Annotated in this window: 24 protein-coding genes and 1 tRNA gene; 6 read left to right on the top strand and 19 right to left on the bottom strand. The window is 58.4% G+C overall.

What is annotated here, in order from left to right:
* Positions 1-74: 74 nt before the first annotated feature.
* From HMPREF2712_RS04570 to modA, 7 genes are all read right to left on the bottom strand, one after another.
* Entirely contained in the window at positions 75-1,268 is a 1,194-nt protein-coding gene (locus HMPREF2712_RS04570) for a ThiF family adenylyltransferase (protein WP_070819392.1), read from the bottom strand.
* Between the two features lie 113 nt (positions 1,269-1,381).
* Positions 1,382-1,888, bottom strand: coding sequence for a molybdenum cofactor biosynthesis protein MoaE (locus tag HMPREF2712_RS04565; RefSeq protein WP_005504913.1), 507 nt, complete (start codon positions 1,886-1,888; stop codon positions 1,382-1,384).
* Positions 1,878-2,396: a MogA/MoaB family molybdenum cofactor biosynthesis protein gene (locus tag HMPREF2712_RS04560; RefSeq protein WP_005504911.1), complete on the bottom strand. Its 519-nt coding sequence runs from the start codon at positions 2,394-2,396 to the stop codon at positions 1,878-1,880. Before HMPREF2712_RS04560 ends, HMPREF2712_RS04565 begins: the two co-directional genes overlap by 11 nt.
* A 65-nt stretch (positions 2,397-2,461) precedes the next feature.
* Complete coding sequence (gene moaC, locus HMPREF2712_RS04555; protein WP_005504909.1) at positions 2,462-2,962, bottom strand: cyclic pyranopterin monophosphate synthase MoaC; 501 nt, start codon at positions 2,960-2,962, stop codon at positions 2,462-2,464.
* A 107-nt stretch (positions 2,963-3,069) separates the two neighbouring features.
* Positions 3,070-4,449, bottom strand: a complete 1,380-nt coding sequence (locus HMPREF2712_RS04550; protein ID WP_070819391.1) for a molybdopterin molybdotransferase MoeA — start codon at positions 4,447-4,449, stop codon at positions 3,070-3,072.
* A gap of 122 nt (positions 4,450-4,571) precedes the next feature.
* Positions 4,572-5,444: an ABC transporter permease gene (locus HMPREF2712_RS04545; RefSeq protein ID WP_044145744.1), complete on the bottom strand. Its 873-nt coding sequence runs from the start codon at positions 5,442-5,444 to the stop codon at positions 4,572-4,574.
* A 43-nt stretch (positions 5,445-5,487) separates the two neighbouring features.
* On the bottom strand, positions 5,488-6,294 hold the full coding sequence (gene modA / locus HMPREF2712_RS04540; protein ID WP_005504904.1) for a molybdate ABC transporter substrate-binding protein: 807 nt from the start codon (positions 6,292-6,294) through the stop codon (positions 5,488-5,490).
* A gap of 227 nt (positions 6,295-6,521) precedes the next feature.
* Between modA and moaA the strand changes: the two genes are divergently transcribed.
* The 5 genes from moaA to HMPREF2712_RS04515 all read left to right on the top strand — a co-directional run bounded on the left by moaA (position 6,522) and on the right by HMPREF2712_RS04515 (position 11,510).
* Complete coding sequence (gene moaA / locus HMPREF2712_RS04535; protein ID WP_005504903.1) at positions 6,522-7,733, top strand: GTP 3',8-cyclase MoaA; 1,212 nt, start codon at positions 6,522-6,524, stop codon at positions 7,731-7,733.
* Positions 7,734-7,859: 126 nt separating this feature from the next.
* Positions 7,860-8,126 carry a MoaD/ThiS family protein gene (locus tag HMPREF2712_RS04530; RefSeq protein ID WP_005504902.1) on the top strand — a complete coding sequence of 89 codons (267 nt, stop codon included), beginning with the start codon at positions 7,860-7,862 and terminating at the stop codon, positions 8,124-8,126.
* Positions 8,126-8,818, top strand: coding sequence for a molybdenum cofactor guanylyltransferase (locus tag HMPREF2712_RS04525; protein WP_005504901.1), 693 nt, complete (start codon positions 8,126-8,128; stop codon positions 8,816-8,818). The genes HMPREF2712_RS04530 and HMPREF2712_RS04525 overlap by 1 nt, the downstream gene beginning before the upstream one ends.
* 150 nt (positions 8,819-8,968) lie before the next feature.
* The gene (locus HMPREF2712_RS04520) at positions 8,969-10,282 is read left to right on the top strand and encodes a molybdopterin molybdotransferase MoeA (RefSeq protein WP_070819390.1); all 1,314 of its coding nucleotides are present in this window, start codon (positions 8,969-8,971) and stop codon (positions 10,280-10,282) included.
* 136 nt (positions 10,283-10,418) lie between these two features.
* Entirely contained in the window at positions 10,419-11,510 is a 1,092-nt protein-coding gene (locus HMPREF2712_RS04515; protein ID WP_005504892.1) for a LacI family DNA-binding transcriptional regulator, read from the top strand.
* 103 nt (positions 11,511-11,613) lie between these two features.
* Here HMPREF2712_RS04515 and HMPREF2712_RS04510 read toward each other — a convergent pair whose 3' ends face one another.
* The 12 genes from HMPREF2712_RS04510 to HMPREF2712_RS04455 all read right to left on the bottom strand — a co-directional run bounded on the left by HMPREF2712_RS04510 (position 11,614) and on the right by HMPREF2712_RS04455 (position 23,445).
* A complete protein-coding gene (locus tag HMPREF2712_RS04510) occupies positions 11,614-12,267 on the bottom strand; it encodes a GNAT family N-acetyltransferase (protein WP_005504890.1) in 654 nt (217 codons plus the stop codon).
* A 273-nt stretch (positions 12,268-12,540) separates the two neighbouring features.
* Positions 12,541-14,529: a PTS sucrose transporter subunit IIABC gene (locus tag HMPREF2712_RS04505; RefSeq protein ID WP_070819389.1), complete on the bottom strand. Its 1,989-nt coding sequence runs from the start codon at positions 14,527-14,529 to the stop codon at positions 12,541-12,543.
* A 239-nt stretch (positions 14,530-14,768) separates the two neighbouring features.
* Positions 14,769-16,310 (bottom strand): glycoside hydrolase family 32 protein, encoded by a 1,542-nt coding sequence (locus HMPREF2712_RS04500; RefSeq protein WP_070819388.1) that lies wholly within the window; start codon positions 16,308-16,310, stop codon positions 14,769-14,771.
* Positions 16,311-16,658: 348 nt separating this feature from the next.
* On the bottom strand, positions 16,659-17,033 hold the full coding sequence (gene rplL / locus HMPREF2712_RS04495) for a 50S ribosomal protein L7/L12 (protein ID WP_005504884.1): 375 nt from the start codon (positions 17,031-17,033) through the stop codon (positions 16,659-16,661).
* A gap of 156 nt (positions 17,034-17,189) precedes the next feature.
* Entirely contained in the window at positions 17,190-17,720 is a 531-nt protein-coding gene (rplJ, locus tag HMPREF2712_RS04490; protein WP_005504882.1) for a 50S ribosomal protein L10, read from the bottom strand.
* A 409-nt stretch (positions 17,721-18,129) separates the two neighbouring features.
* Positions 18,130-19,257, bottom strand: a complete 1,128-nt coding sequence (locus HMPREF2712_RS04485) for an ABC transporter ATP-binding protein (protein ID WP_070819387.1) — start codon at positions 19,255-19,257, stop codon at positions 18,130-18,132.
* A 101-nt stretch (positions 19,258-19,358) separates the two neighbouring features.
* The gene (locus tag HMPREF2712_RS04480) at positions 19,359-20,333 is read right to left on the bottom strand and encodes a TDT family transporter (protein ID WP_070819386.1); all 975 of its coding nucleotides are present in this window, start codon (positions 20,331-20,333) and stop codon (positions 19,359-19,361) included.
* Between the two features lie 304 nt (positions 20,334-20,637).
* The gene (gene rplA / locus HMPREF2712_RS04475; RefSeq protein WP_070819385.1) at positions 20,638-21,333 is read right to left on the bottom strand and encodes a 50S ribosomal protein L1; all 696 of its coding nucleotides are present in this window, start codon (positions 21,331-21,333) and stop codon (positions 20,638-20,640) included.
* Between the two features lie 137 nt (positions 21,334-21,470).
* Positions 21,471-21,899: a 50S ribosomal protein L11 gene (gene rplK / locus HMPREF2712_RS04470; RefSeq protein WP_005504870.1), complete on the bottom strand. Its 429-nt coding sequence runs from the start codon at positions 21,897-21,899 to the stop codon at positions 21,471-21,473.
* Between the two features lie 266 nt (positions 21,900-22,165).
* Positions 22,166-22,912 (bottom strand): transcription termination/antitermination protein NusG, encoded by a 747-nt coding sequence (gene nusG / locus HMPREF2712_RS04465; protein WP_049338063.1) that lies wholly within the window; start codon positions 22,910-22,912, stop codon positions 22,166-22,168.
* A gap of 104 nt (positions 22,913-23,016) precedes the next feature.
* Positions 23,017-23,295 (bottom strand): preprotein translocase subunit SecE, encoded by a 279-nt coding sequence (gene secE, locus HMPREF2712_RS04460; RefSeq protein ID WP_070819384.1) that lies wholly within the window; start codon positions 23,293-23,295, stop codon positions 23,017-23,019.
* Positions 23,296-23,372: 77 nt separating this feature from the next.
* Positions 23,373-23,445 (bottom strand) — tRNA-Trp (locus HMPREF2712_RS04455).
* Between the two features lie 353 nt (positions 23,446-23,798).
* On the opposite strand from HMPREF2712_RS04455, the gene HMPREF2712_RS04450 reads away from it, so the two are divergent.
* Positions 23,799-25,001, top strand: a complete 1,203-nt coding sequence (locus tag HMPREF2712_RS04450) for a pyridoxal phosphate-dependent aminotransferase (RefSeq protein ID WP_070819383.1) — start codon at positions 23,799-23,801, stop codon at positions 24,999-25,001.
* Positions 25,002-25,259 lie beyond the last annotated feature (258 nt).

Genomic DNA, 25,259 nt, shown 5'->3' with positions numbered 1-25,259 from the left:
CCCAATATATCGGAAATTTGGCATAGAAAATACGAGATAAAAACCTTGCCTAATTCATGCGAAATAAGGGTGTTTTAGACCGTAAGCCAGGCGGAAATTCCACCCTCAAGCATGTACACAGAACGCTCCTCCAGAGGCGCTATTTCACGAGCCGCTTCAACCGTTCGGGTGTATCCGGTGCAGTAAATAACGATTTTCTGGGCATTTGCGGGGATTTTACGCTCAATCAGGGCTTTGAGGGAGTCATTTCGAGCCGCTTCAAGCAACTCAGTCAGAGGAAGATTAATAGCCCCATCAATAGCAAAAGCTTCGAATTCCACCTGCTCACGGACGTCCAAAAGGGCAATATTTTCACCCGATGACATCTTTTTAAGGTCCTGAGCGCTCATCGAGCGGGGTTTCGAGTCAGCAGAAGAGCTTGTAAAATCCTGAGAAATATTACGAATTGTTACATAATTTTTGGGCTTATGACTCGTTTCTTGGGGCAAAACAGCGCTTTTCTTAGGTACAGCTTGCACGCTAGCTACGAGAGGTATATATTCCCACCTCCCGCTTAACGCCGAATATAGGCCAACCTCACCCATGAGTGGCTCCCCCACCCCGGTCAACAGCTTCACGGCCTCCATAGCCATAGCAGCACCCACCACACCAGCCATAGCGCCCACCACGCCAGCAGTACTACACGAAGGCACACTACCGGCAGCAGGAGCATGAGGGTACAAATCCTCATACACCGGACCGTGTCCCGCCCAAAACACACTCAACTGCGCATCAAAGCCAAGAATCGCAGCCCACACATGCGCAATCCCAGCACGCGCCGCCGCCGCCGACACCACATAACGCGATTCAAAATTATCGCTACCATCCAGCACCAGGTCAGCGCCAGACAGAAGCTCATCAACATTCGCCTCCGTCAAACGCTCACGCACAGGCACAACCTCAATAAAAGGATTCAGCGAGCGCAAAGACTCTGCGGCAGACTCAGCCTTAGAATTACCCACTCTGGCGTGCGTATGAATCACCTGGCGGTGCAGATTCGAGGCATCCACGACGTCATCATCAACCACCACAATCTGACCGACCCCGGCACCCGCCAGGTACAGCAGCGCGGGAGCACCCAAACCGCCAGCACCCAGCACCACCACGCGTGCGCGTTTGAGCGCCAGCTGAGCCTCGTAGCCCATTTCGGGCAGAATCAGCTGACGAGAATAGAACGCACGCTCAGCGGCAGAGAGCGCGCCCGTGCCGGTTGAAGGCTGAGAAGACATAGGGATTCCTCGCGTCTAGTGGTAGAGGTGACTTGAGCATTCAAGGAGAATAAGCCTGCCCGAGAGAAATCCCCCTGACAGGCTTATATAGAGATATCAGAATATTCAGAAGGCTAAGCGGGCGAAGTATCCACACCAACCCACTCGATGCTTCCATCGAGCAGTTCCTGTTCCTTCCAAATCGGCACACGAGCCTTCACCCGGTCAGCCACCAGCTCACAGGCATCAAACGCGCGGCCACGGTGAGCAGCCGCCGCCATCACGGTCAGAGCCGACTCACCAATAGCAATCGGACCTACACGATGCACAGCCCACAGACGCACACCGTCCAGCTCGGCAGCAACCTCGGCGGCAACCTCCGCAATATACTCACGAGCCTGCGGATGCGCGCTATAGGACAGCCCGCGCACCGCGCTACCGTGATCATGGTTGCGCACAATGCCGTCAAAAATTACCAGTGCACCCATAGCGTCAGTCATGACCTCAGCCTTAGCCGCCGCGTACAGCGGCTCCAGGGGCGCTTCCGTAATATCGGTGAACACCACGGTCGAGCCGCTCGGCTCAGCACCGTGCGCACCCGAATGGTCCAGGGATTCTTCGTTCTGCGGCTTAGTGGTCATGGTAGTCCTCCATCTGACGGCAAATGTGCTCAACAAGCGGGTCGAGGGTTGCCACGCCGTCCTTCACGCCGCCGCGAGAACCGGGCAGGGTCATCACGAAGGTGCGGTCAATGACACCCGCCACGCCACGTGAAAGCACCGCCGCGGGAACGTTCTTCAGACCGTTCATCCAGAAAGCGTGCATGATGCCGGGTACTTCCTTGTCCAGGTGGGGGCGAACCGCCTCCACGGTCTGGTCGTCAGAGTTCAGACCGGTACCACCGCTGGTCAGGATGAAGGTCGGCAGGTTACCGTTCTTCTTACCTTCGGTCACCAAGGTGTTGAAGTACTCGACAATATCGCGGTCTTCAATGACCACGGCATCCGGGGTGTCGAAGCCGCGCGAGCGCAGCCACTCCACGGCGATGGGGCCGGACTTATCCTCGTACACGCCGCGGGCTGCGCGGGTGGAGGCGACAATAACCAGGCCGGTGAGGTTCTCGGGCATGGTGTAGTCTTCGCTACTCATTGGCTTTCCTTTTCTGTATCTATCAGGTGACGGTGGAATCGGTGGGGGCGGTGTGCCGCCGTAACTTAGGAGTCCTCGCGGACGGACCAGTCGCCGGACTTGCCGCCGCTCTTCTCCAGAACACGGATATCGGTAATGACGGCGTGCTTATCGACTGCCTTAATCATGTCGAAAACGGTCAGCGCCGCCGAGGAGACGGCGGTGAGCGCCTCCATCTCTACGCCGGTGACGCCGCGGGTCTTCACGGACGCCTCAATACGCACGAAGTCGGTGCCGCGCTCAAAGTCCACCGTGATCTTACCCAGGGGCAGCGGGTGGCAGAGGGGAATGATTTCCGGGGTGCGCTTAGCGCCCATGATGCCGGCAACACGTGCAACGGGAAGAGCGTCGCCCTTGGGCAGATCGGCATCAAAAATCATGGCGATAACGTCTTCGCGGGTGCGCACGGTCGCCTCAGCCAGGGCGGTGCGGGTGGTAACCGCCTTCTCCGTAACATCCACCATGTGCGCCGAGCCGTCGGCGCGCACATGGGTCAGTTCCTGGTTGGGCTGCGAGGTAGAGGTCATCGTTTCTCCTGGCTTCTGCGCGGTATTCTTCTGCCGCGAATCGTTACTTAGTGTGAGTCTCAATTATTCCTTGTCTATCGGACAAGGAACAATGCGGGGCGTTTCGTTTAGTTATCGGTGAGGCGAATGCGGTGGTAGTGTACCGCCTCTCCCCCGGTGTAGGTGGTTCCGGGTGCCAGCTCGATGAGCACATCCGCCTGGGCGGCGCGGTGCAGCAGGTGCGAGCCTGAGAGGATGTCCGGGTAGAGCTCCACCCGGTAGGTTCCGGGTTCCACCTCGACCATGGCGAGGGTGCCGCGCAAGAACTGGCGCTTGGTCGCCGGTGCGGTAAGCGGGGTGTCGGTGATGAGCACGCCTCGGGGTGCGTTGTTCAGGGTTGCCTGTTCAGAGGCAACCGCGTGGGGCACACCGTAGGGGCCGCCGGCTCGCAGGTAGGGGCGCAGAATCAGCGCGTACGAGATGAGGGTGCTCACCGGGTTGCCGGGGAAGGAAATCATGGGCACGCGGTGGCCCTTGAAGTCGAGCAGGTTCACGCCCTGGGGGCCGCCAGGCTGCTGGCTGACGTGGCCAAACCAGGAGACGGGCACCAGAATATCGGCTTCGTGCGCCTTGGCGATGGCGTTGCGGACCACCTCGTATTTACCGTGGCTGATACCGCCCGAGGTGATGATGATGTCCGGTTTGAAGCTCTCGTATTCTGCCGTGAGGCGGTGCAACAGCTCGATGGGATCATCACCGATAGCGATACGCCGCACCTCCGCTCCGTCTTCGCGGAGCATGGCGGTGAGCATGGGGCCGTTGGCGTCAAAAATCTGGCCCTGGCCGAGTTCCTGGGTGGTGGCGCTGCCGTCTTCTTCAACACCGGAGAGGATCTCGTCGCCGCCGGTGCAGACGAGCACGCGGGGACCTGCCGCGACGGTCAAGCGGGCATAGCCCTGGGATGCGAGCGCACCGAGCAGAGCGGGGGTGACGCGTTCACCGGCGCGTGCGAGGACCTGACCGGTGACGACGTCTTCACCGCGGCGGCGCACGAACTGCCCGGGCTTGCCGGGGGCAAGTTTGACCTTTTCGCTGGGGCGGCCGAAGGATTCGGGCAGGTCGGGGTATTCGATGCGTTCGGACTGTTCGACGGGAATAACGGCATCGTAGCCCTTGGGCATGGGCGCGCCGGTCATGATGGGGTAGGTCAGGTCGTCGGAGGAGCGGGAACGCTGGAGGGGTCGGCCGGCGGGGATTTCGCGTCCTACGGTGAAGATGCGGTCTTCGCGTCCTGCGGCTTCAGCGGTGAGGGCGTAGCCGTCCATTTGGGAGTTGTCGAAGCTGGGTACGTCCATGCGTGCGGTGACGTCTTGGGCGAGGATGCGTCCTGCCGCGTGGTAGAGGGAAACCGTTTCTGCTGTGCCGATGAAGACTTCGCGTAGCAGTAGCGCCAGGTAGGCGCGGTATTCCTCGGTGCTGGGGGTTCCAATGAATTCGGGGGAAATCATGGCGGTTCCAATCGTGCGACGGCGGTTATGACTAGTGTAGGTGTGTGTTTGTGGACTGGTAAATGGAGCTTGTCCTAAGGCTCTCTGCATGCCAGGGTGGGTGGGGTGAGCGGCGGGGTGGCTTATCGGGTGCTTTCGCGTAGTTTTTTGAGGGCGCGGATTAGGCCGAGGACCCCGAAGATTCCTAAGTAGAGGCTGATGAGTATCAGGGCGCTTCCGAGGGCGCTGGGGATGTCGCTGCTATTGATGGCTAGGTCGATGGCGAGGGGTATGGTTTGGGTTTTGCCTTGCACGTTGCCGGCGAAGGTGACGGTTGCGCCGTATTCGCCGAGGGCGCGGGCGAAGGAGAGCAGGAAGGCGGTGGCGAGGCCGGGCGCGGCGAGGGGTAGGAGCACTTTGAAGGTGATTTCTGCGGGTTTAGCGCCTTCGACGAGGGCGATTTCTTCATATTCGCGGGGAATAGCCTGCAGGGTGGTGACCGCTGTGGCAACGAAGAAGGGTAGGGCGACGAAGACCTGGGCGATAATCACCGCGTTGGGGGTGAAGGGGATAGAGATTCCTGCCTGGTAGAGGTAGGTGCCGATCATGCCTTTGCGTCCCCAGAAGAAGAGCAGACCGAGTCCGGAGACGACCGGGGAGAGAATCACCGGGGTGTAGATGATGGCGTAGAGGACCGATCCGAATCGGTGCAGCCGCGAGCGGTTGAGCACTTTGGAGAGCACGAGCGCCAGGGGTGCACCGAGAAGCCCGCAGATGAGGGTGGAGGCGGCGGCAGTACTGAGGGAGAGGTTTGCCGCCCCGAGCACCTGCGGGGTGAAGATGCTGCCGAGCTGGTTCCAGGGGATATTGAGGAAGAGCCCGAGGAGCGGTCCGGCAATGAGGAAAATACCCAGCGACGCCGGAACCAGGAAGAGCACGGGCACGGAGGCGAAGAGCCTGCTTCCGGGTGTGCGTGAGGTTCCGGCGTTGCGATGGGTAGCGGTAGTGTCTGTCATGGGTGATGAGACGCGGGTTGTTCCCTACTGTGGCGGTGTTGAATTACTGTGCGGTGTTGAAGCCGTACTCGGTGAGGATCTTCTTCGCCTCGTCGGAGTTCTTCAGCCATTCGTTGAACTTCTTCGCGGTTTCGGAAGAAGAGCCGGTCTTGCTGAGCGCCGCGGGGTATTCGTTGCGTTCCACATCGGTCAGCTCGACGGAGCCGAGGTTGACACCCTTCTTCTTGGCGGCGGCGAGGTCGGTGGTGTAGATGAAGCCCGCATCGGCGTTACCGGTGGTGACCTTGGTTGCTACGTCGGTGACCTTGCTTTCGGTGGTTGCGTTCTTGAGGGTAATGTCGTGCTTCTTCAGTTCCTGGTGAGCGATGGTACCGCAGGGGACGTCTTCTTTGCAGACTGCGACGACGCCGTCGGTGGTCTTGAGGTCGTCGAGGCTGTTGATCTTGCCGGGGTTGCCTTCGGCGGTGACGAGCACGAGTTTGTTGGTGACCAGGACGTTGGTTTTGGAGTCGGAGAACTGGTCGAGCTTCTTTGCCTTGTCCATGTTCTTGGTGTCTGCGGTGATGAGCAGGTCGGGGGTTGCGCCCTGCTCAATCTGGTTGACGAGCTTTGCGGAGCCTTCGTAGACGAAGGTGACGTCTACGCCGGGGTTGGCGGCTTCGTATGCCTTTTCAAGGTCTGCACCTGCGTTGTTCAGGGAGGCGGCGGCAAAGACTTCGACCTTGCCGGAGGCAGCCTGGCTACTCGATGAGGAGGCAGTGGACGAAGAGGAGCTCTGGGTGGCGCCGCATCCGGTGAGGGCGAGGGTTGCGGCGGCGAGCGCGCTGAGGGCTGCGAGGGGGGTCTTCATGAAATTTGTTTCCTTGGTGGTTCGTACTCTTGCGGTGGTGAGGTGTTTTCCTGTTCGGGCTCTGTGTGACGTTCCGTGTACGTCCCTAGCTTGTACACGTTGTTTTCGTCACGTGGTCTGCGGTGGCGCAGTTGTAACTTACCCTGCACACACTATGTGCGGGGCGCCGGAACATGGAATAATCATATTGTCACCTGAAATATGCAAATTTTCCACATAGGTTTTACATGGCGTACACGGCGAATTCGGCCTCTTCTGAACTCATTGCGGGCCCAATGTTAAGCACCTTATCTTCTGCGGAGGGTAACGGGGCTGCTTTTGTGACGCCCCAAAAATCTGAGAGTGGCGTAAAGGCCCAGCGTAAACTTCCGAATATTACGAATAGCGGTCCGCTCTTGGACCGTTGGGGTCGCGTGGCGACGGATCTTCGTATCTCTCTGACCGATAAATGTAATCTTCGTTGCATTTATTGCATGCCGGCGGATGGTTTGCAGTGGCTTCCCAAGGAGAATCTGCTCTCTGCAGAGGAGATTGCACGCCTTGCCGATATTGCGATTACTGAGCTGGGCGTGGAGGAGATCCGCTTTACCGGTGGCGAGCCGCTGGTGCGCGCCGATTTGGTGGACATTATTTCCCGTATCCATCAGGCGCATCCGGATGTTCCGCTTGCTATTACGACGAACGGTATTGGTTTGGAGAAGCGTGCCACCGCCCTGGCGGAGGCTGGCCTGACCCGCATCAATGTTTCTCTGGATACGATTTGCCGTGAAACCTTTGCCGAGTTGACCCGCCGCGACAAGCTCGATGCTGTACTCAAGGGTATTGACGGTGCTGCTGAGGCTGGCCTGTGGCCCATCAAAATTAATGCTGTGCTGATGCCGGGTCTGAATGATGATCAGGCTCCGGAGCTTCTGCGCTGGGCATTGGCGGGTGGCTATCAGCTGCGTTTTATTGAGCAGATGCCGCTGGATGCCGATAACCGTTGGACCCGCGAGGGCACGATTACTGCCGCTGAGATTCGCGAGAAGCTATCGGCTGAGTACGTTCTGGGTTCGGTGGCTGAGGCACGTGGCGATTCCCCCGCTCAGCTGTGGGAGGTGTACCCGCTCGGCACTGCCCTGGATGAGGCGGGCTTCCCGGCTGACGGTACCGAGTCGCTGGGCCGTGTGGGCATTATCGCTTCGGTGACGGAGTCGTTCTGCAATGCGTGCACCCGCACCCGCCTGACGGCGGACGGCAAGATTCGCTCGTGTTTGTTCTCTGACACTGAGACTGACCTGATGCAGCTTCTACGTTCCGGTGCTGACGATCAGCAGCTGGCTCTGCGTTGGCGTGAAGGCATGTGGTTCAAGCCGCGCGCTCACGGCAAGGAAGACGCTGACTTCGATATTGAGGAGTTCGCCAAGGCGAGCCGCTCGATGAGCGCTATTGGCGGCTAAGGAAGCTACCCTATTTATTAGCCGGATATACACCCAAATATGCGTGGGACAAGGTCTTTTACTGCCACCTTACCCCCTGGCTTTCGGCTACCCTGCTCAGAGTTTATTCAAGGATTGAGGAGCATTATGCAGGTTCATTTTTTCGCTGCCGCGCGTTCTGCGGCGGGTACCGCGCAGCTGTCGGTGCCCCTGGCTGAGCTGTCGTCTGCAACTCTTGGCGCGCTGATTGAGCATCTGGGCCAGAGCTTGGAGGGCACAACCCCTTCGGGTCTGACTCTTGCGCAGGTCATGGAGCAGTGCTCGTTCCTGGTCAACGGTGCCCGTTCTGATGCGCAGGCTCCGCTGCAGGATACCGATCGTGTGGACGTTCTGCCTCCCTTTGCGGGTGGATAATGCGGGCGGATAAGATACCCGGTTCTGAGCTTGCCGCTGAGGGTGATTTTTCGTGCGCCGCGGTCGTTGTTGCCGGAGGCGCTTCTCGCCGCCTGAACCACGTGCCGAAGGCGTCCCTGTCTGATGGCACGAATACCCTGCTGGGTTGTGCCCTGGAGGCGGTGGACGCCGCGTCCCCGCGCGTGGTGGTGGGTCCTGAGAGCTTGCCGTTGCCGTCCGGTGTGTTGCGCACTCGTGAGGATCCACCGTTTTCGGGTCCTGCCGCTGCGATTCATGCCGGGTTGGAGTGTATTGCGGCGGATTGCGAGCGATCGCAGGTGCCTCTGCCTGAATGGTGTCTGATTTTGGGTGTGGATACTCCGCGTATTGCCCCGGCGGTTCAGCTGTTGATTGCCGCCGCGCGGGTTGCCGAGCAGGCTTCTGTAGGGCAGTCAGCCCCCGCTGCTTCTGAAGCATCTGCAGGTTTTTGGGGTGTCGCTGAGGGCATCTATCAGCCGCTGGTGGGTATTTACCGTTTTGAGGCGATCCGTTCGGTCTTTTCGACCGGCACGACTGACGCTTCTGTTCGTTCTTTTTTGCGCCGTTTGAACCCCGCGGCGGTGGAGATGTCTGCCGCTGATACCGCCGATGTTGATACGTGGGAGCAGGCGCAGGCTCTTGGCTATACGACTTCGCTCTGGTCGAGTTATTAGCACGAGTTATTAGCATCTGAGGCGCCCAGGAGCGCTAGTCGCCAAGCTACGAGTACCCTAGTGGTAGGTCTCAGTTCTTAACGCCCGACCGGGCGATGTTTTTGAGCTCGCGCGCTGTTGCGCGTCCCGCACACACTTTTACGAGGTACGATGTCTCACCATATTCCTTCTGTTTCGTGGCAGCAGGCCCGCCAGATTCTGCATGAGGAGGGCCAGCAGGTTGCGCCCCATGTTAAGACGGAATCTTTGCCGCTGTTGGCGACGATTGGCCATTATTTGGCGGCCGATATTTATTCAGTGATGCCGGTGCCCCACTATAGTTCTTCGGCGATGGACGGCTATGCTGTGGCGGGTACGCCTCCGTGGCGTCTGGTGACTCCGGCGTATCCGGAGGATTCTCGCGCGAATATTCACCGCCTGACGGTGCCGATTGTTCCGGGTGAGGCGACCCCGATTCTGACGGGTGGTTTGGTCCCTGAGGGTGCCGAGGCGATTGTGCGTGAGGAGCATTCGCGTCTGTATGAAGGTGCGGAGGGTTCTTCGCATCCGGGCGTGAGCGCCCATTTGGAGACTCAGGCGAGCATTCATTACCTGGATATGGCGGAGGGTTTTGAGCCTCCGGCACCGGGTGCTGATATTCGCCATGCTGGTGCTGAGCTGGAACGTGGCGAGTTGTTGGCGCGCCACGGTGACCGTGTATCTGCTCGTATGGCGGCATTCTTGGGCACGAATGGTTTTGATGAGTTGCCGGTGTATGCCCCGATTCCGGTGCGTTGCGCGTTTACGGGTAATGAGGTCATTACCTTTGGTGTGCCTGCGCCGGGTCAGGTGCGTGATGCCTTTGGCGGCTTCATGGAGCACGCGATTATTTCTGCAGGCTGCGAGGCGCGCCCGTCGATTCGCCTGGCGGATGTTGAGTCTGAGTTCCGCACGTTCTTGTCCACATCGACGGCTCGTGTGCTGGTGTTTACGGGCGGGTCGAGTACTTCGGGTGTTGATTTGGTGCGTAAGGTGCTCAACGATATGGGTGCGACGTACCTGTTTGAGTCGGTGGATGTGCGTCCGGGTCATCCTGCATTGGCTGCGCGTTTGCCGGTTCCGGAGAAGGGTCCGAATTCGGGTCGTGAGCGTTTTGTGTTGGGTCTGCCGGGTAATCCTTTGGCTGCGTACACGGCTTTGTATTCGTATTTGCCGCCGCTTTTGGCTGGTATGAGGGATATGCCTCTTCCTGAGCTAGATTCGGCGGTTCTGGGTGATCCGGTGGATACTTTGCGTAAGCCGGCGGGGGCTCGTCTGCTTCCGGTGTCGGTGCGTGATGGAGTGGCGTATCCTCTGCCGAAGTCGGCGTCGCATATGCTGTCCTCGTTGGCGGCGGCTACTCACTGCGCAGTGTTGGATGATTCTTCGGTGCGAGGTTCTGCGCATGAGGTGGGGGCTCGCGTTCCGGTTATTCCGGTGCTGTAGACCGGCACGGCAAATCGGTGCGTTTGATAGCACAGGGGAAAAGCACTTTTTCTGATTTTCGAGGCTCCGTTAGCTTCTGTGAAGAAGGTATAGTAGAGAGATATGTCAATCGTTTAACATATCGAAGGGAGCCCCCGTGGCAAAGCCCAAACTCAGCGACGTTGCAGCCCTAGCGGGCGTCTCCCCCACCACGGTCTCCCGCGTACTCAATAACCGCGGCTATCTGAGCGAAAATACCCGTACCAAGGTCCACGAAGCGATGCGGGAACTCGGCTACCGACCCAATGCCATCGCCCGTAGCCTGCAGGGTCAGCGCTCGCAGATGGTGGGCCTCATCTTCCCCACGGTCGCAAACCCCTTCTACGGGGAGATGGTGTACCGCCTCGAAAGCTACCTCGCCGAAGAGGGCTACCGGGTCATTCTCTGCAATAGCGATGATCACCCCGAGCAAGAAAAGCGCTACCTGGAGATGCTCTTCTCCAATCAGGTGGACGGCATCATCAGCGGCGCCCACTCAGACGCGCTGGTTAACATTCCGCATGCGCAGGCTCCCCTAGTGACCGTAGACCGTCTCGAAAGCGGTTTCTATCCGAATATTCGCTCTGATAACTACGGAGGTGCCCGCGCCGCCACGGAGCACCTCATCGCCACGGGTGCGCAGAATATTGTGCACGTAACTTCTACCATGGGTGAGCACAATGAGCGTCAGCGCGGCTACCGTGAGGCAATGCTTGAGGCGGGGCTCATGCCGGAGTTCGTAGAGCTGGGCTTCCGCCCTTCGCTGGGCATTAAGCGTGAGGTGCTCTACCGCTACCTGGATGAGCGTGCCGATAGCCCCGAGCCGGTGGACGCGGTCTTCGCCTCCAACGATAATTACGCCGCACTCACCCTGGGGTGGGCGCGTGCTCGAGGCATTCGCGTTCCTGAGGATTTCCAGGTGATTGGCTATGACGGCACGCAGAGCGTTCAGTTACTCATGCCGGAACTAGCGACCGTGGTTCAGCCGATTGAGGGTATAGCGAAGCGTACCGCGCAGCGTCTGCTGGAGTTGGTTGAGCTGCAGCAGGGAGAATCCGCGGAGGAAGCTGCTCCCCCAAACAGCCAGCCCCCGATAAGCCAGCCTGAGGATGTGCTCCCCGTTGAGCTTCATCTGGGGGCGACGGTGCGTTCCATCCCAGATCTGGATCAGATTCAGCCTGATATGTCTGCTCCGGATGAGCTCCAATAAGAATCTCGTCTTCTGAGAATAAAAATCCGCCCCACCGTGCGAGTGCTCACGGTGGGGCGGATTTTGTATATACATTTATCGGTTTTGTGAGCGTCCGGAAGTTTTAGGAGTTGCGCTGCACAATCTCGGCCGGGCCGGTTCCAGGGTAGACCATGCCGACGGCGTGCGCCTTGGAGAAGATGCCGTGGAACGGGCCGAGGGAGAAGAATCCGCGGCGCTCGTAGAGGCGTGCACTGTCGTAGGTCGATGCTTCGAGGTAGGCGGGGTAGTCGCCAATGCGTTCGGTACCGTAGTCGAGTAGCTGGGAGCCAATGCCCCGGCTACGATACTCTTCGAGAACACCAATGTTGAAGAGGTACCAGTGCTTGTACGCGGGGCGGTACTTGAGCAGATGCAGCTCCATTAGGATCGCCTTCAGCAGAGTCTTGCAGCCGAGCGCCTTGTAGTAGGCGCCAATCTGCTTGAGTTCGTTAGCGAAGGAACCTTCCTGGGATTCGGGGGTGTTCCAGAGGCAGACACCCACGATTTTTCCGGTGGTGTTATCAATAGCAATGTCGATACGTCCGCGGCCCTGGAAGTTACCGTAGACCTGCAGGGTCATGATTGCGCGGAGCTTGGCAAGTTCCTGTCGGCGGCTACCACCTGCAATGACTGCCATCATGGCGGGGTCTCCGTCGAATGCGGCAATCAGCACCTCGAGCGCATCTGCATATTCATGAGACTCGGCGGTGCGGACGGTATAGGAAGCTGAGGTCATATTCACCCTTTACAAAAGCTTGAAACTATACATAAATATTAGCTGGATTATTCACTCCTGGCTAATAAATTGTTCCTTATCAAGACATTTTTCATGGCTATGCACCAATGTGTGCCAGCTTATATTGCACCAATATGCATAATTTTAGTGAATATTTATTCACATACTTTTTGCACGCTCTTGCAGGAAAAATTGAACACCCCGCACCAGCTCTAGGGAGAGCGGTACGGGGTGCACATCACGTTGAGGTTATCTACTCATTAAGAGTGCAGACTATGCGTTAGCCTTTGCCTTCAGTGCAACCTTCAGGAGCGAATCCGCGTTGGTCACAGAAGCGCCCGAAGCCTGGACATCTTCAACCGAAGCAGCTGCCTTCTTGGAGTTGGTGATCACCATGGGGGTTGCCAGCGGATAGCCAGCAGCCTTAATCGCGGGAATATCGAACTCAGCGATCACGTCGCCGCGCTTGACGGTGTCACCCTTAGCAACCTTGGGCTCGAAGTGCTTGCCGTCGAGCTCAACAGTGTCCATGCCGATGTGCATCAGCAAATCCAGACCGTCCTCGGTTCGCAGACCGTAGGCGTGGCCGGTGGGGAATGCGACGGTAATCTTGCCGTCAGCCGGTGCGTAGAGCTTACCTTCGGTGGGCTCCACAGCAGTGCCTGCACCCAGTGCGCCGGAGGAGAAGGTGGGGTCCTTGACGTCAGCCAGCAGAACCACGGAACCGACCATGTGGGAGCCGATTTCGACGCTCTCGCCAACCTCAGCTGCTACGGCAGTAGAGGGGGCTGCGGCAGCTGCTACGGGAGTTGCAGCAGCGGGTGCCTCAACTTCCTCAGTGTTGCCTGCCTCGACCTTCTTACCCCAGATGAAGGAGGCAACGAAGGCGATGACGGTGGTCAGGACGAGGCAGCCCAAGAAGCCCGGGATACCTGCACCAACGGTTGCTTCAATCGAGGGGAAGCCAAGGTAACCAGCAGCGCCCAGCTTACCCGCCTTAATTCCAAGAATAGAGGTAACCATCGAACCAATACCCGCGGAAACGATTGCAATGTAGAAGGGCCAGCGCAGAGCCAGGTTGACACCGAACATTGCGGGCTCGGTAATGCCCAGGAACGCGGAGGGTGCGGCTGCAGAAGCAATACCCTTAATCTTCTTGTTCTTGGTGGTCAGCGCGACACCGGCTGCGGCACCGCCCTGAGCCACGTTAGACATGGAGGCAACGACGAAGATGAAGGAACCACCGGTAGCCCACAGGCTCATCTCGATGGGCGGGAATGCCTGGTGCATACCGGTCATCACGATGAATGCGTAGAAGGTACCGAAGAGCAGACCGCCGAGCGGGCCGGCAACGGTGTAGAGCCAGTTGATGCTTTCACCCAGCCAGGTGCCCAGCTGGAACATCGGGGGTCCGACCAACAGGAAGGTCAGGAAGCCGGTGATCAGGATGGTGAGGGTCGGGGTGAAGATGAAGTCGATGGTTCCCTTGAGGACCTTGTGGAAGAACTTCTCGACGTGGGACAGGATAAATGCGACCAGCATGATGGGCAGCACGGTACCCTGGTAGCCCGCCTGCTGAACCTGCAGACCGAAGAGGTTCCAGTACTTCATCGGGTCGGTGCCTTCAGCACCTGCCAGGGATGCTGCGACGTTGTAGCCATTCATCAGGGCCGGGGATACCATTGCGGCACCCATGGTCATACCCAGGTAGGGGTTACCGCCGAAGACCTTGGTGGCGGAGAAGCCGACCAGCACGGGCAGGAAGGCGAAGGGAGCTGCGGAGAGCAGGTTGACGATATCCGCGAAGTCAGCCCACTCAGGGAAAAGTTCAATAACTGCCTGGGGGCCAAAAATACCCTTAGAGGTCAGGAGGCTATTGAGCGCCATCAGCATACCGCCACCGACCAGCACCGGGATGAGCGGCACGAAGATGTCAGCAATGGTCTTGATGAAGCGGGAGACAATGTTGCCCTGCTTGGAGGCAATTTCCTTGAGCTCGTCCTTGGATGCCTCGGGTGCGCCAGCAGCGATGAGGTGCTTATGTACCTCGTTGACGTCGCCGGGGCCGACGATGATCTGGAACTGGCCAGCGTTAAGGAAGCTGCCCTTGAGGTCTTCGTCGTTGTCGATTGCCGCCTGGTCGACCTTGTCCTGGTTCTTCAGGACGAGGCGAAGGCGGGTTGCGCAGTGTGCGGCTGCAACGATGTTGCCGGCGCCACCGACGTCATTCAGCACGCGCTGTGCCACTGACTTGTGGTCCACGCTCGCTCTCCTTTGTTTGGAGCACCACCGTATGATGCTTTGTGAATGAGGTGAGATATGTCTGTGTGTGCATGTCATGCATATGTCATACGTTTGACATATCGGATGTAAAACATGGTATCACGGGAAAGTTCTTAAAAGCGAGGGCCCACCCTCCATACGGAAAGTGAGCCCTCAGACATATTCAGAAATTACCAGAAACCACCCGTGCAGGCGGCTCCTAACGCTTAGAAAACGGCTTAGAGGCGGCCGTACTCCAGGGTCAGCACCTCGCCACCAGTCAGGCGGACACGGCGCTTATCGCCCTTGAAGAAGGTACGAGCGGTCATGACCTCAGCACCCATGGATGCGACCAGCTTGCCACCCACGTACAGTTCGGTTGCCGAGCCATCCACGAGCAGGTCAAACTCGCGAATCTTCGAACGCTTTAGGGTGCGGCGGCGCAGGCTACCGCCCTCGGTGTAGCGGGTACCGCCACGGTCCATCTGTACAAAGTCCTTATCCAGGACGATGCTCAGTGCCACGCCGTGGGTGTCCTTAATCTTCAGCTTCACGCGCTCATCAGAGACGTTCACACGACCGCGCAGGCGGAAGGTCAGGGCGTTCTTCAGCTCCACGAGCTTGCCCTTCTCCTCCTCGCGGTACAGCGGCTTCATCTCCATCGCGTCGTTGAGCTGCGGCACCGGGCGCTGGAACAGCTTGCCGTTACGCAGGTGCAGCTCACGCGGGTAGGTGAACATGTGCACCCAGCGGTGGCTCCACGAGGGCAGGTCGTCCTGGTCTGCGTTGCCCAGCCACGCGATCATCACCGGGGCATCGCCGCTCACGGTGTGCGGTGCCTTCGGGTCAGCAGTCAGGCCGGTACCGGAGATGGTCTGCGGAGCGTAGAACTCGAAACCTGCATCCAGCTCGGTGAAGGGGGTCTCCACGGTGAACTTGAGGGTCTCGTTATCCAGCGAACCGACAATGTAGCCGCTCTGGAAAATGTTGTTGTACTTCTCGCCGAGGGGCTCCATGCCCTGCGGGCTGAAAATCAGCACGTCGCGGATTTCGCCGGTCAGCTCATCGCGCATGCTCAGCAGGGAGGGGCACTCATACATGTAGGTGCCCTTGAGGGTCTTGTCCTTGATGCCCAGCTCGCCGCGGAAAGTCCACTCGCGGCGGTCTGCGGAGGTGTACACGACCACGGCGCCGGTCAGGTCCTCACGCTGAGCACCAATGACCATCCACCATTCGCCGTTACGCTCAAAGACGTGCGGGTCACGGTAGTGCGCGGTGTAGCCCTTCTCGGGACCAGAAATCAGCGGGGGCAGCTGACGGGTCGGCTTCGCATCCTCACCAGCGGTTGCGAGAATCTGGTAGGTTTCGCGGTTGCCCTTTTCGTCCTTCACGTTACCGGTGTAGAAGAACTCAAAACCGCCGGGAACCTTAATACCGGAGCCGGAGTAGCAGCCGTGCGAGTCGTAGCGGCTATCGGGCACCAGGGCGGTACCCTCATCGGTCCAGTGGGTCAGGTCCTCACTGACCGCATGACGCCAGTAGACCATACGCTCCGGGTGCAGGGGCGAGTACTGGTAGAAGGCGTGATAACGCTTACCATCGAAGACCAGGCCGTTCGGGTCATTCAGGCGGCCCACGGGAGGCGCCAGGTGCAGAGCAGGGTAGTCGCGGTCTTCACGAACACCGGCACCGAAAGCGTCCAGGACCTGCTGTGCTTCAGCCGCCAAGTCGCGGGCGGGTCGCTCGGTTGCGCTCTTCTTCTTTTTCTTCTGCTCGCTCATGTCTATCCGCTTTCGTGCAAAGGAATGTCTGGGTTGTCTCATCCCATCATACGGCACCTCTGCCCCGTTGCCGGGCTCTAGGAGAGAGGCACCACAGTGCTCTCAGCCTCTCTCCCCGGGGCACAGGGTGGTCACAGGGGCCTCTTCGCCGTGGGCATCACTAGGTACTAACAAAAACACTCCGTAAGCTACCGGAGAAGGTAACCGACACTCCAAACATAATGCGAGCATAGTAAAGCCCCGAGACCGCCCCCGCCGTAATGTCGGGGAAGGTTCGGGGCTGTTAAATGCCGCGAGGCGGCGCATCCGATGGATGCACCGCCCGCGTAAGAATCGAGAAGAAGTCGATTACTTGAGGGTGATGGTTGCGCCAGCAGCCTCGAGCTGCTCCTTAGCCTTCTCAGCGTCTTCCTTGGAAACGCCCTCAAGCAGAGCCTTGGGAGCGCTGTCAACCAGGTCCTTTGCTTCCTTCAGGCCGAGGGAGGTCAGGGCACGAACTTCCTTGATCACTGCGATCTTCTTGTCGCCAGCGGACTCCAGGATAACGTCGAACTCGGACTTCTCTTCAGCAGCCTCGCCTGCTGCGCCGCCTGCTACAACTGCAACGGGAGCAGCTGCGGTGACGTCGAACTCTTCCTCGAATGCCTTGACGAACTCGGAAACCTCAACGAGGGACAGTTCCTTGAATGCTGCAATGAGTTCTTCGATGGACAGCTTAGCCATTGTTTGGCTCCTTCACTATCTGGTGCGGGCTGACGCCCGCGGTGTAAATCTTCAGTACCTACCCCGAAAGGGTCGGTCAAATTTAGGGTGCGTTACACGCTATTCGCGTTCACGCTGCTGAGTATCTCAGCGCTGGTGCAGTAGCACGAAAGGGGCCTATGCCTCTTCCGAAGCCTCCTCGGCAGCAGCGGGAGCTGCGCCTTCCTGCTCCTCCAGCTTGACGCGCAGTGCGTCCACAACCTGTGCGATGCGTGCGATGGTAGCCTTTGCACCACCTGCAACCTTGGACAGCAGAACCTCGCGGGATTCCAGGTCAGCGTAGCGCTTGACGTCGTCCTCGGTCAGAGCGGCACCTTCGTAGTAACCGTTCTTCACAATCAGCTGGGGGTTAGCCTTGGCAAAGTCACGCAGGCCCTTAGCAGCATCAATCAGGTCGCCCTTGATGAATGCCAGTGCGGAGGGACCCTGGAGGTGGCCTTCGAATGCGTCGATGCCAGCTTCCTTAGCTGCGATAGCAGCCAGCGTGTTCTTCACCACGGCGTATTCGGTCTCTGCACCGAGTGCGCGGCGCAGCTCCTTGAGCTGTGCAACAGTGAGACCGCGGTATTCGGTCAGGATGACTGCGTTCGAAGCTTCGAAGAGTTCCTTCAGCTCGGATACTGCAGCGATCTTTTCCTGAGTCGCCATGGTAGTTCCTTCTTCCGATTCTTGTAAGGTCGCCGGTAGAGCCTCGAAGCATTTATTGCAAGCAATAAAAAATGCCCCGACGCGTAGGCGTACGAGGCACGATAGACGGAACCCTGCATGAGGGCGACGGCTATTCACTTCGAGTTACCTACGCGGGCGGCGATTTCTAGTGAAATCTGCTCTTATCAGAACTCTGTTCTTCGTCTCCATCGAGGTAGCGATAAAGGACATAGTTCTAGACCGGCGGTCTTTGGTTCATTCATCATCTCAGGTTAAAGCCCGAGTCGCAAGTTAAAACAAGAAATTAATGAGATTAAGCGGGGTTAATCACTTAAAGACCCCTTTTAAGCCAAATAACCATTCTTTCTCCAACCTAAAAGGTCCGGTTGAAAGGCCCAGAAACCGTGTTCTAGAGGTAAAAACGCTTTCCATCCGAGAATAAGAAGCAACGCTCCGCCGCCACCCCCAGGTGCACCCGCTCCCCAACACTTAGGGAGGAGCCGCCCTGCGCATCCGAGATAAAGAACTCAAGCTCCTGACCGGCACGCACTCGGGCACACGTTCGGGCGCTCAGCTCAGAATCCGCCGAAGCCCGCCGAGATTCCAGAGGCAGGGACACCGCATCCAACAGACGCGCGCGGTACAGCATGCCACCCACCAGATGGCGGCTACCGAGCACCTGCACCGGCAGAGCATGAGCAGCGTCTGCCGCCACGGGGCACAAAGCGGTCGCACGAATCGCCAACTCGCACCCGGCAGGAAGCGACTCCGAATCCTCAAGGGCCAAAAGGTTCAGTGCGGGCGCCGCCAAAAGCTTCGCCACCTGCAGAGTATGCGGATGCGCCAGCAACCGCTCCGGAGTGTCCACCTGCACCAGGTAGCCAGCATCCATCACCGCCACACGCTGCCCCAGCATGAGCGCCTCATTCTGATCATGGGTCACGTACAGGCCCGTAAAACCGTAACGCTCATGCAGGCGCACAATATCGGCGCGGATACTCGCGCTCATCTGCTCATCCACACTCGCCAGCGGCTCATCAAAAAGAACCACCGGGGCACGACGAATCAAAGCACGCGCAATACCCACACGCTGAGCCTGACCACCCGACAGTTGCGAAGGCTTACGGGACTCCAGCCCCTCAAGCTTCAAAGCCTCCAGCAGCTCACGGTAGTAGTCCATATCAACCTGACCGGCGAACGCACCCAGCCGGGTCGGAAACAGAATATTGTCCTTCACGCTCAGGTGCGGGTACAGAATAGGGCGCTGAAAAACCACACCCACCGAGCCGCGCTCCAGAGGCTGACCAGCGTAGGTCACCCGACCGGCGCTCGGCTCCTCCAGGCCGGCAATAATACGCAACAGAGTCGACTTACCCGTACCCGAAGAACCAACCAGAGAAATCAACTCGCCAGGGTGCACATCCAGGTCAATCTCATTCAGAACCGTCGTATCGGTGCCAAAGGTCTTAGCGACACCTCGAATACGCAGGCCTTCAAAAGGCTCCGCCGCGGCAGAAGAATAGGATACAGAAGTCATTCCCCCATTATCGCCGAAACTTGTGCCCGGCACGGGTGCAGAAGATAAACACCGTCATAAAACAACGCGCGAGCCTCGCACCAGAGTCTCATGTGAGCACCCTAGCTCGGTCGTACCAGCAAACGCCCCTTCAACGCCAGATGCAGCGTACCCACCCACAGGAAGATGAGGAAAACCGTACCCGCCACCGTTAGCGCAGAACCCACCAACCCCAGCGAGCCAGCTGCCGTCAAGCGAATACCGCTCGCCGCCATGGAAGCCATACCGAACGAGAAACCCCACATGCTCATCGAGAAACCACCCTCAAGAGTCCACGGGAGCAAACGCATCAAGAAGAACAGCTGCAGAATGCCATAACCGGTCAGCACCAGGAAGAACCAGTCCACCGTGCCGCCATTAGCCGCCAGGTACGCGTTACCACCCACAAAAGGCGGCGCCATCTGGATACCAATAATGCCGCGCTCCCCCTGAGGTAGCGGAGTCAGGGTGCGCAGGCGGCTCAGAATCGCGGCCTCAACGCTGAACCACGAAATCAGGCCCGCACCGAAGAAAAGCATCGCCATATCGTGCCACCCCACAAAACCCATCGCCGTAGCGGTCGCAAAATTTGTCGCCACAGTCGGCAGATACAGCACCGGCGAGGCAGCCTCAGGCACATACCCACCACGCCACGTACCGGCAATACGATGAGACGCGAAATACAACTGACCCACAGCTCCCAGCACCACCAGAGTCAGAGCCGGAACCTCAGCATACGGGTAGAGAGCCGCACCCACCTGCGCCGTCGTCGCCGGAATCAGCGAAAAGAAGCAGGTACGCGCCGGATGCTCCCAAAAACTACGCACCCACGCACGGTACTTCACCGCCGAATGAACCAAAAACCCCACAAGGAGCAGCCACACCACAGCGTTAAAAGCCAGGATGCTCTCCCCCACCCAATCAGGTGCCATTCCCTTCGACGCACCGGTACGCCAGGCAGCACCCAAAGCACCGGTGCCCAGCGCCACCGCAAAATAATTGACCGGCACGCTGAGACCGCGACGGGCGCTCTGCTCGCTCTGAAGGGAAGAAGGCATTAGGTTTTACCTCTCATAGTTGTAGGGCAGGATGGGGGCACGCAGCCCCAATATGTGTTTCAACGGGGCCGGGGCATGGGCAACGCCATAGGAACCAGGGACCAGAAAATCATTCTATGTTTTAAGCCTATATAAGCTGGAAATCCGTGACGTACTTTAACCGATTCCGGTCACGCAATGTCTTGAATCTTCACGCTGTGTTTTGAATCTTCACACAGACAAAATCATGCACAAAAAATCGCCCCCGACGCCTAAACGTCGGGGGCGACTACTAGCTAAATGCTAGAAGCTACAGGTGCATACCTTAGGCAACAACGGCAGCCGGATCAACGGGGATGCCGGGGCCGAAGGTGGTAGCAACGGTTGCCTTGGAGATGTAACGACCCTTAGCCGAAGAGGGCTTCAGACGGTTAACCTCTTCCAGAGCTGCCTGGAAGTTCTCCTCGAGCTGCTCAGCGGTGAAGGAAGCCTTACCGATAATGAAGTGCAGGTTGGAGTTACGGTCAACGCGGAAGTCGATCTTACCGCCCTTGATGTCTGCAACAGCCTTTGCAACATCCATGGTCACGGTACCGGTCTTGGGGTTCGGCATCAGGTTACGGGGACCCAGGATCTTACCCAGGCGGCCGACCTTGCCCATCATGTCGGGGGTTGCAACCGCTGCGTCGAAGTCAGTCCAGCCGCCAGCGATCTTTGCAATCAGCTCGTCGGAACCAACGTAGTCAGCGCCAGCTGCCTCAGCCTCAGCAGCCTTGGGGCCTGCTGCGATAACGACCACGCGAGCGGTCTTACCGGTGCCGTGGGGCAGGTTCACGGTACCGCGAACCATCTGGTCTGCCTTACGGGGGTCAACGGACAGACGCATTGCAACCTCAACGGTTGCGTCGGTCTTGGTGGAAGAGGTTTCCTTCGCCAGGGCAACTGCCTCAGCGGGGGTGTAGAGCTTACCCTCTTCAATCTTGGCTACAGCTGCCTTGTACGCCTTGCTGCGCTTTGCCATCTGCTTTTCTCCTTATGCAGTTGTGGTCTCGTGAGCCGCGCTCGGCTCTGCCACATCCCGTCCATACGACGGGCATTTACAAGTTCTGTGTAGAAAAATCTACGGTGCCGATTACTCGGCTATTCGGCGAACCGAAATTACTCGACGGTGATACCCATGGAACGAGCGGTACCTGCGATGATCTTGGAAGCAGCATCCAGGTCGTTTGCGTTCAGGTCGGGCATCTTGGTCTCAGCGATCTCGCGCACCTGAGCCTCGGTCAGCGAACCAACCTTGGTGGTGTGAGGAACAGCGGAGCCCTTAGCAACGCCAGCAGCCTTCTTAATCAGCTGGGAAGCCGGAGGGGTCTTGGTGATGAAGGTGAAGGAGCGATCCTCGTAGACGGTAATCTCAACGGGGATGATGTTACCGCGCTGCGACTCGGTTGCAGCGTTGTATGCCTTGCAGAACTCCATGATGTTCACACCGTGCGAGCCCAGTGCGGGGCCGACGGGGGGAGCCGGGTTAGCGGCGCCTGCCTGGATCTGCAGCTTAATGAGGCCAGTGACCTTCTTCTTGGGAGCCAATGTAGGGTCCTTTTCTTAGCTGGGAACCGACGCACAGGAGCGTACGCCGGCAAGACGGTGACCGTGGCGCGGTCACCCGTGCATCCACATGAAAGCGTGACATGCGCATACACAAACCAACATTCTAGCGTTAATCAGCGACTTAATCCAGCGCCAGCTAGCAGAAAGAGTAAACCTCACCTGCGCAGCCGCCACCGGCTATACAGCCACTACAAAATATGAGCCCCACACCGAAGTGCGAGGCTCATATTCACACGCTAAAAGCGTTAAATCTTTTCGATCTCGGTGAAGCTCAAGGTCACCGGGGTATCGCGGCCGAAGACGGAAATCATCACGACAATCTGCTGGGACTCGCCCTTGATCTCCGAAACGGTAGCGTCCATGCCCTCGAAAGCACCGGACTTCACGCGGACATTCTCGCCCACAGTGTAGTCGGACTCGATAACGGGCTTGGAAACAGGCAGACCCTGGCTCTGCTGCTGCTCTTCGAAGACCGGCAGGAGCATGTCGAAGACCTCGTCCATGCGCAGCGGGACCGGGTTGTACGCATCCTGACCCACGAAGCCAGTCACACCGGGGGTGTGGCGGACAACGCCCCACGAGTGGTCGGTCAGTTCCATACGAACCAGAACGTAACCGGGAACACGCACGCGGCGGATGGTCTTCTTCACGGTGTTCTTGAACTCAACCACGGTCTCCATGGGAACCTGAACCTCGAAGATCTCATCTTCAGCTTCCAGGTTCTGGATACGGGTCTCGATACCGGTCTTCACCTTGTTCTCGTAACCGGAGTAGGTGTGAACCACGTACCAGTCGCCCATCTGACGGCGCAGCTTGGACTTGAATTCTTCCAGAGCGTCGACTTCCTCAGCAGCCTCAGCAGCTGCTTCAGCTACCTCGACAGCCTCGGTAGCTTCCTCAGCCTGCTGCTCAATAGCTGCAGACTCCTCAGTAGCCTCAGCAGCGGCTACCTCGACCTCTTCAATCTCGGATACCAGTTCCTGCTCGGACACGTCGCTCCTACTTTCTATCGTTAATCATCTAGAGGGGACTTCCACTCGCCAATGCGCTGAGGGAAATCACTGATGGTGCACCCCAGATAAGGATGCAACCAGTACTAGTTACGCTGAATCGTTCCGTTACCGAAAATCCAGAATGCTCCCTGGCCGAAAAGAAAATCCAGACCAGAAATAAGAAGGAGCATCACCACGACAAAGAACAGAACTCCGAAGAAGTAACCAACCAGTTCACGTCCGGTGGGAGTAGTAACCTTCTTCAACTCCGCAAAAACTTCACGGAGGAATGCAAAAATACGGCCGAAGAAACCGAGCTTCTTATCGCTCTTCGACGATGCGCCGGGCTGAACAGCCTTCTCGGCGGTAGCAGACGATGCCATTTCTTCTGCCCCTTTCTGAGTCTAAAAAAGTACGCCCGGGGTGCGGGCGTACAAATTATTTATTGAGGCAATAAAAGCAGGGCGGACAGGACTCGAACCTGCAACCTGCGGTTTTGGAGACCGCTGCTCTACCAATTGAGCCACCACCCTTTGAAGCGTTAACTTCAGGTGTGAGAGTTGCTTCTCACGTGTCTACTCCTCCACTGCCTCCTAAGCCGTGGCTTTAGAGGGGCAAACAATTACACCCTTGCGGGTGCAGAACTAACTGTAAACCATCTTTCGTGGCCGATGCAACTTCAAAATGTAATATTTTTCGAAAAACCTCTTGAGATACCTTGACGAAGGGTTCCGCATCGCTACTAGTGGACCGTATCCTATTACAAGGAACGCCGCACACACCCGCGCCCATCACGCGCGGATTGGTCCCACACGTGCATTCCCATCACCTATTTCCTTGTCGACTTCACGCCGGCAGCGCACAAGAAGAAAGAGAAGAGAGCCCCATGGCGCGTATTTCAAGCCGCATCGGTGCCATCGCACCCTCCGCAACCCTTGCCGTCGACGCAAAGGCAAAAGCACTCAAGGCTCAGGGACGCCCCGTCATCGGTTTCGGCGCAGGCGAACCGAACTTCCCCACCCCCGCGCACATTGTGGACGCCGCACGCGAAGCGCTCAACGACCCCAAGAACTTCCGCTACTCCCCCGCCTCCGGTCTTCCCGAACTGAAGAAGGCAATCGCGGAAAAGACCCTGCGCGACTCCGGCGTAGAGATTGACCCCTCCCAGGTTGTCATCACCAACGGCGGCAAGCAGGCGGTCTACCAGGCATTCGCAACCGTCATTGACGAAGGCGACGACGTACTGCTGCCCGCACCCTACTGGACCACCTACCCCGAGTGCATCCGCCTGGCCGGCGGCAACCCCATCGAGGTGTTCGCCGGTAGCGACCAGCACTACAAGGTCACCGTCGAGCAGCTCGAAGCCGCCTACACCCCCGCAACCAAGGCGCTCATCTTCGTCTCCCCCTCCAACCCGACCGGTGCCGTCTACACCGAAGAGGAAACCCGCGCCATCGGCGAATGGGCACTGTCCAAGGGTATTTTCGTGCTGACCGACGAAATCTACGAGCACCTCACCTATGACGGTGTTCAGGCTGTCTCCATCCTGAAGGCGGTGCCCGAGCTCGCTGACCTGTGTGTCATCCTCAACGGCGTGGCAAAGACCTACGCCATGACCGGTTGGCGTGTGGGCTGGATGATTGGCCCGCGCGACGTCATCGCCGCAGCCTCCAACCTGCAGTCCCACATGACCTCCAACGTCAACAACATCGCCCAGCGCGCAGCCCTTGCCGCTCTGACCGGTCCGCAGGACGACGTGGAAATCATGCACGCCGCCTTCGACCGCCGCCGCCGCACCATCGTAGATGGCCTGAACGCTATTGAAGGCGTGCACTGCCCCGTACCCACCGGTGCGTTCTACGCCTACCCGGACGTACGCGAACTGCTCGGCAAGGAAATTGAGGGCGTACGCCCGCAGACCACCGCAGAGCTGGCTGAGCTCATCCTCGAAAAGGCTGAGGTCGCCGTAGTTCCCGGCGAGGCATTCGGCCCCAGTGGCTACCTGCGCCTCTCCTACGCCCTGAGCGACGAGGACCTGGCGGAGGGTCTGGCACGCCTGCAGAAGTTCCTCGGTCAGGCACACGACTAGTTCCGTCTCCCTCTGAGCGCGCCTGCTGAACCTGCAACTCACCCCGTGGGAAGCGGTTCAGACGTGGGATAAACCGGTGTGAAACGATCAATCACAGGACTATTGACCGTTTTTTGCCCTAAAAACGGAGAATCCCACAAATATTTAAAAATATTTTTAAAACGAATGAGGCTTCCCGCATCTTTACAGATGTGAGGAAGCCTCATTCGCCTCTTCGGTGCCATAGGTGGGAAAGGGCGGCTATTTGTGTTTCAAACC

The organism is Rothia sp. HMSC064F07, from assembly GCF_001837265.1.
Taxonomy (GTDB): Bacteria; Actinomycetota; Actinomycetes; order Actinomycetales; family Micrococcaceae; genus Rothia; species Rothia mucilaginosa.
The sequence above is the reverse complement of the archived record's forward strand: the minus strand, read 5'-3'. Positions and strand labels throughout refer to the sequence as shown.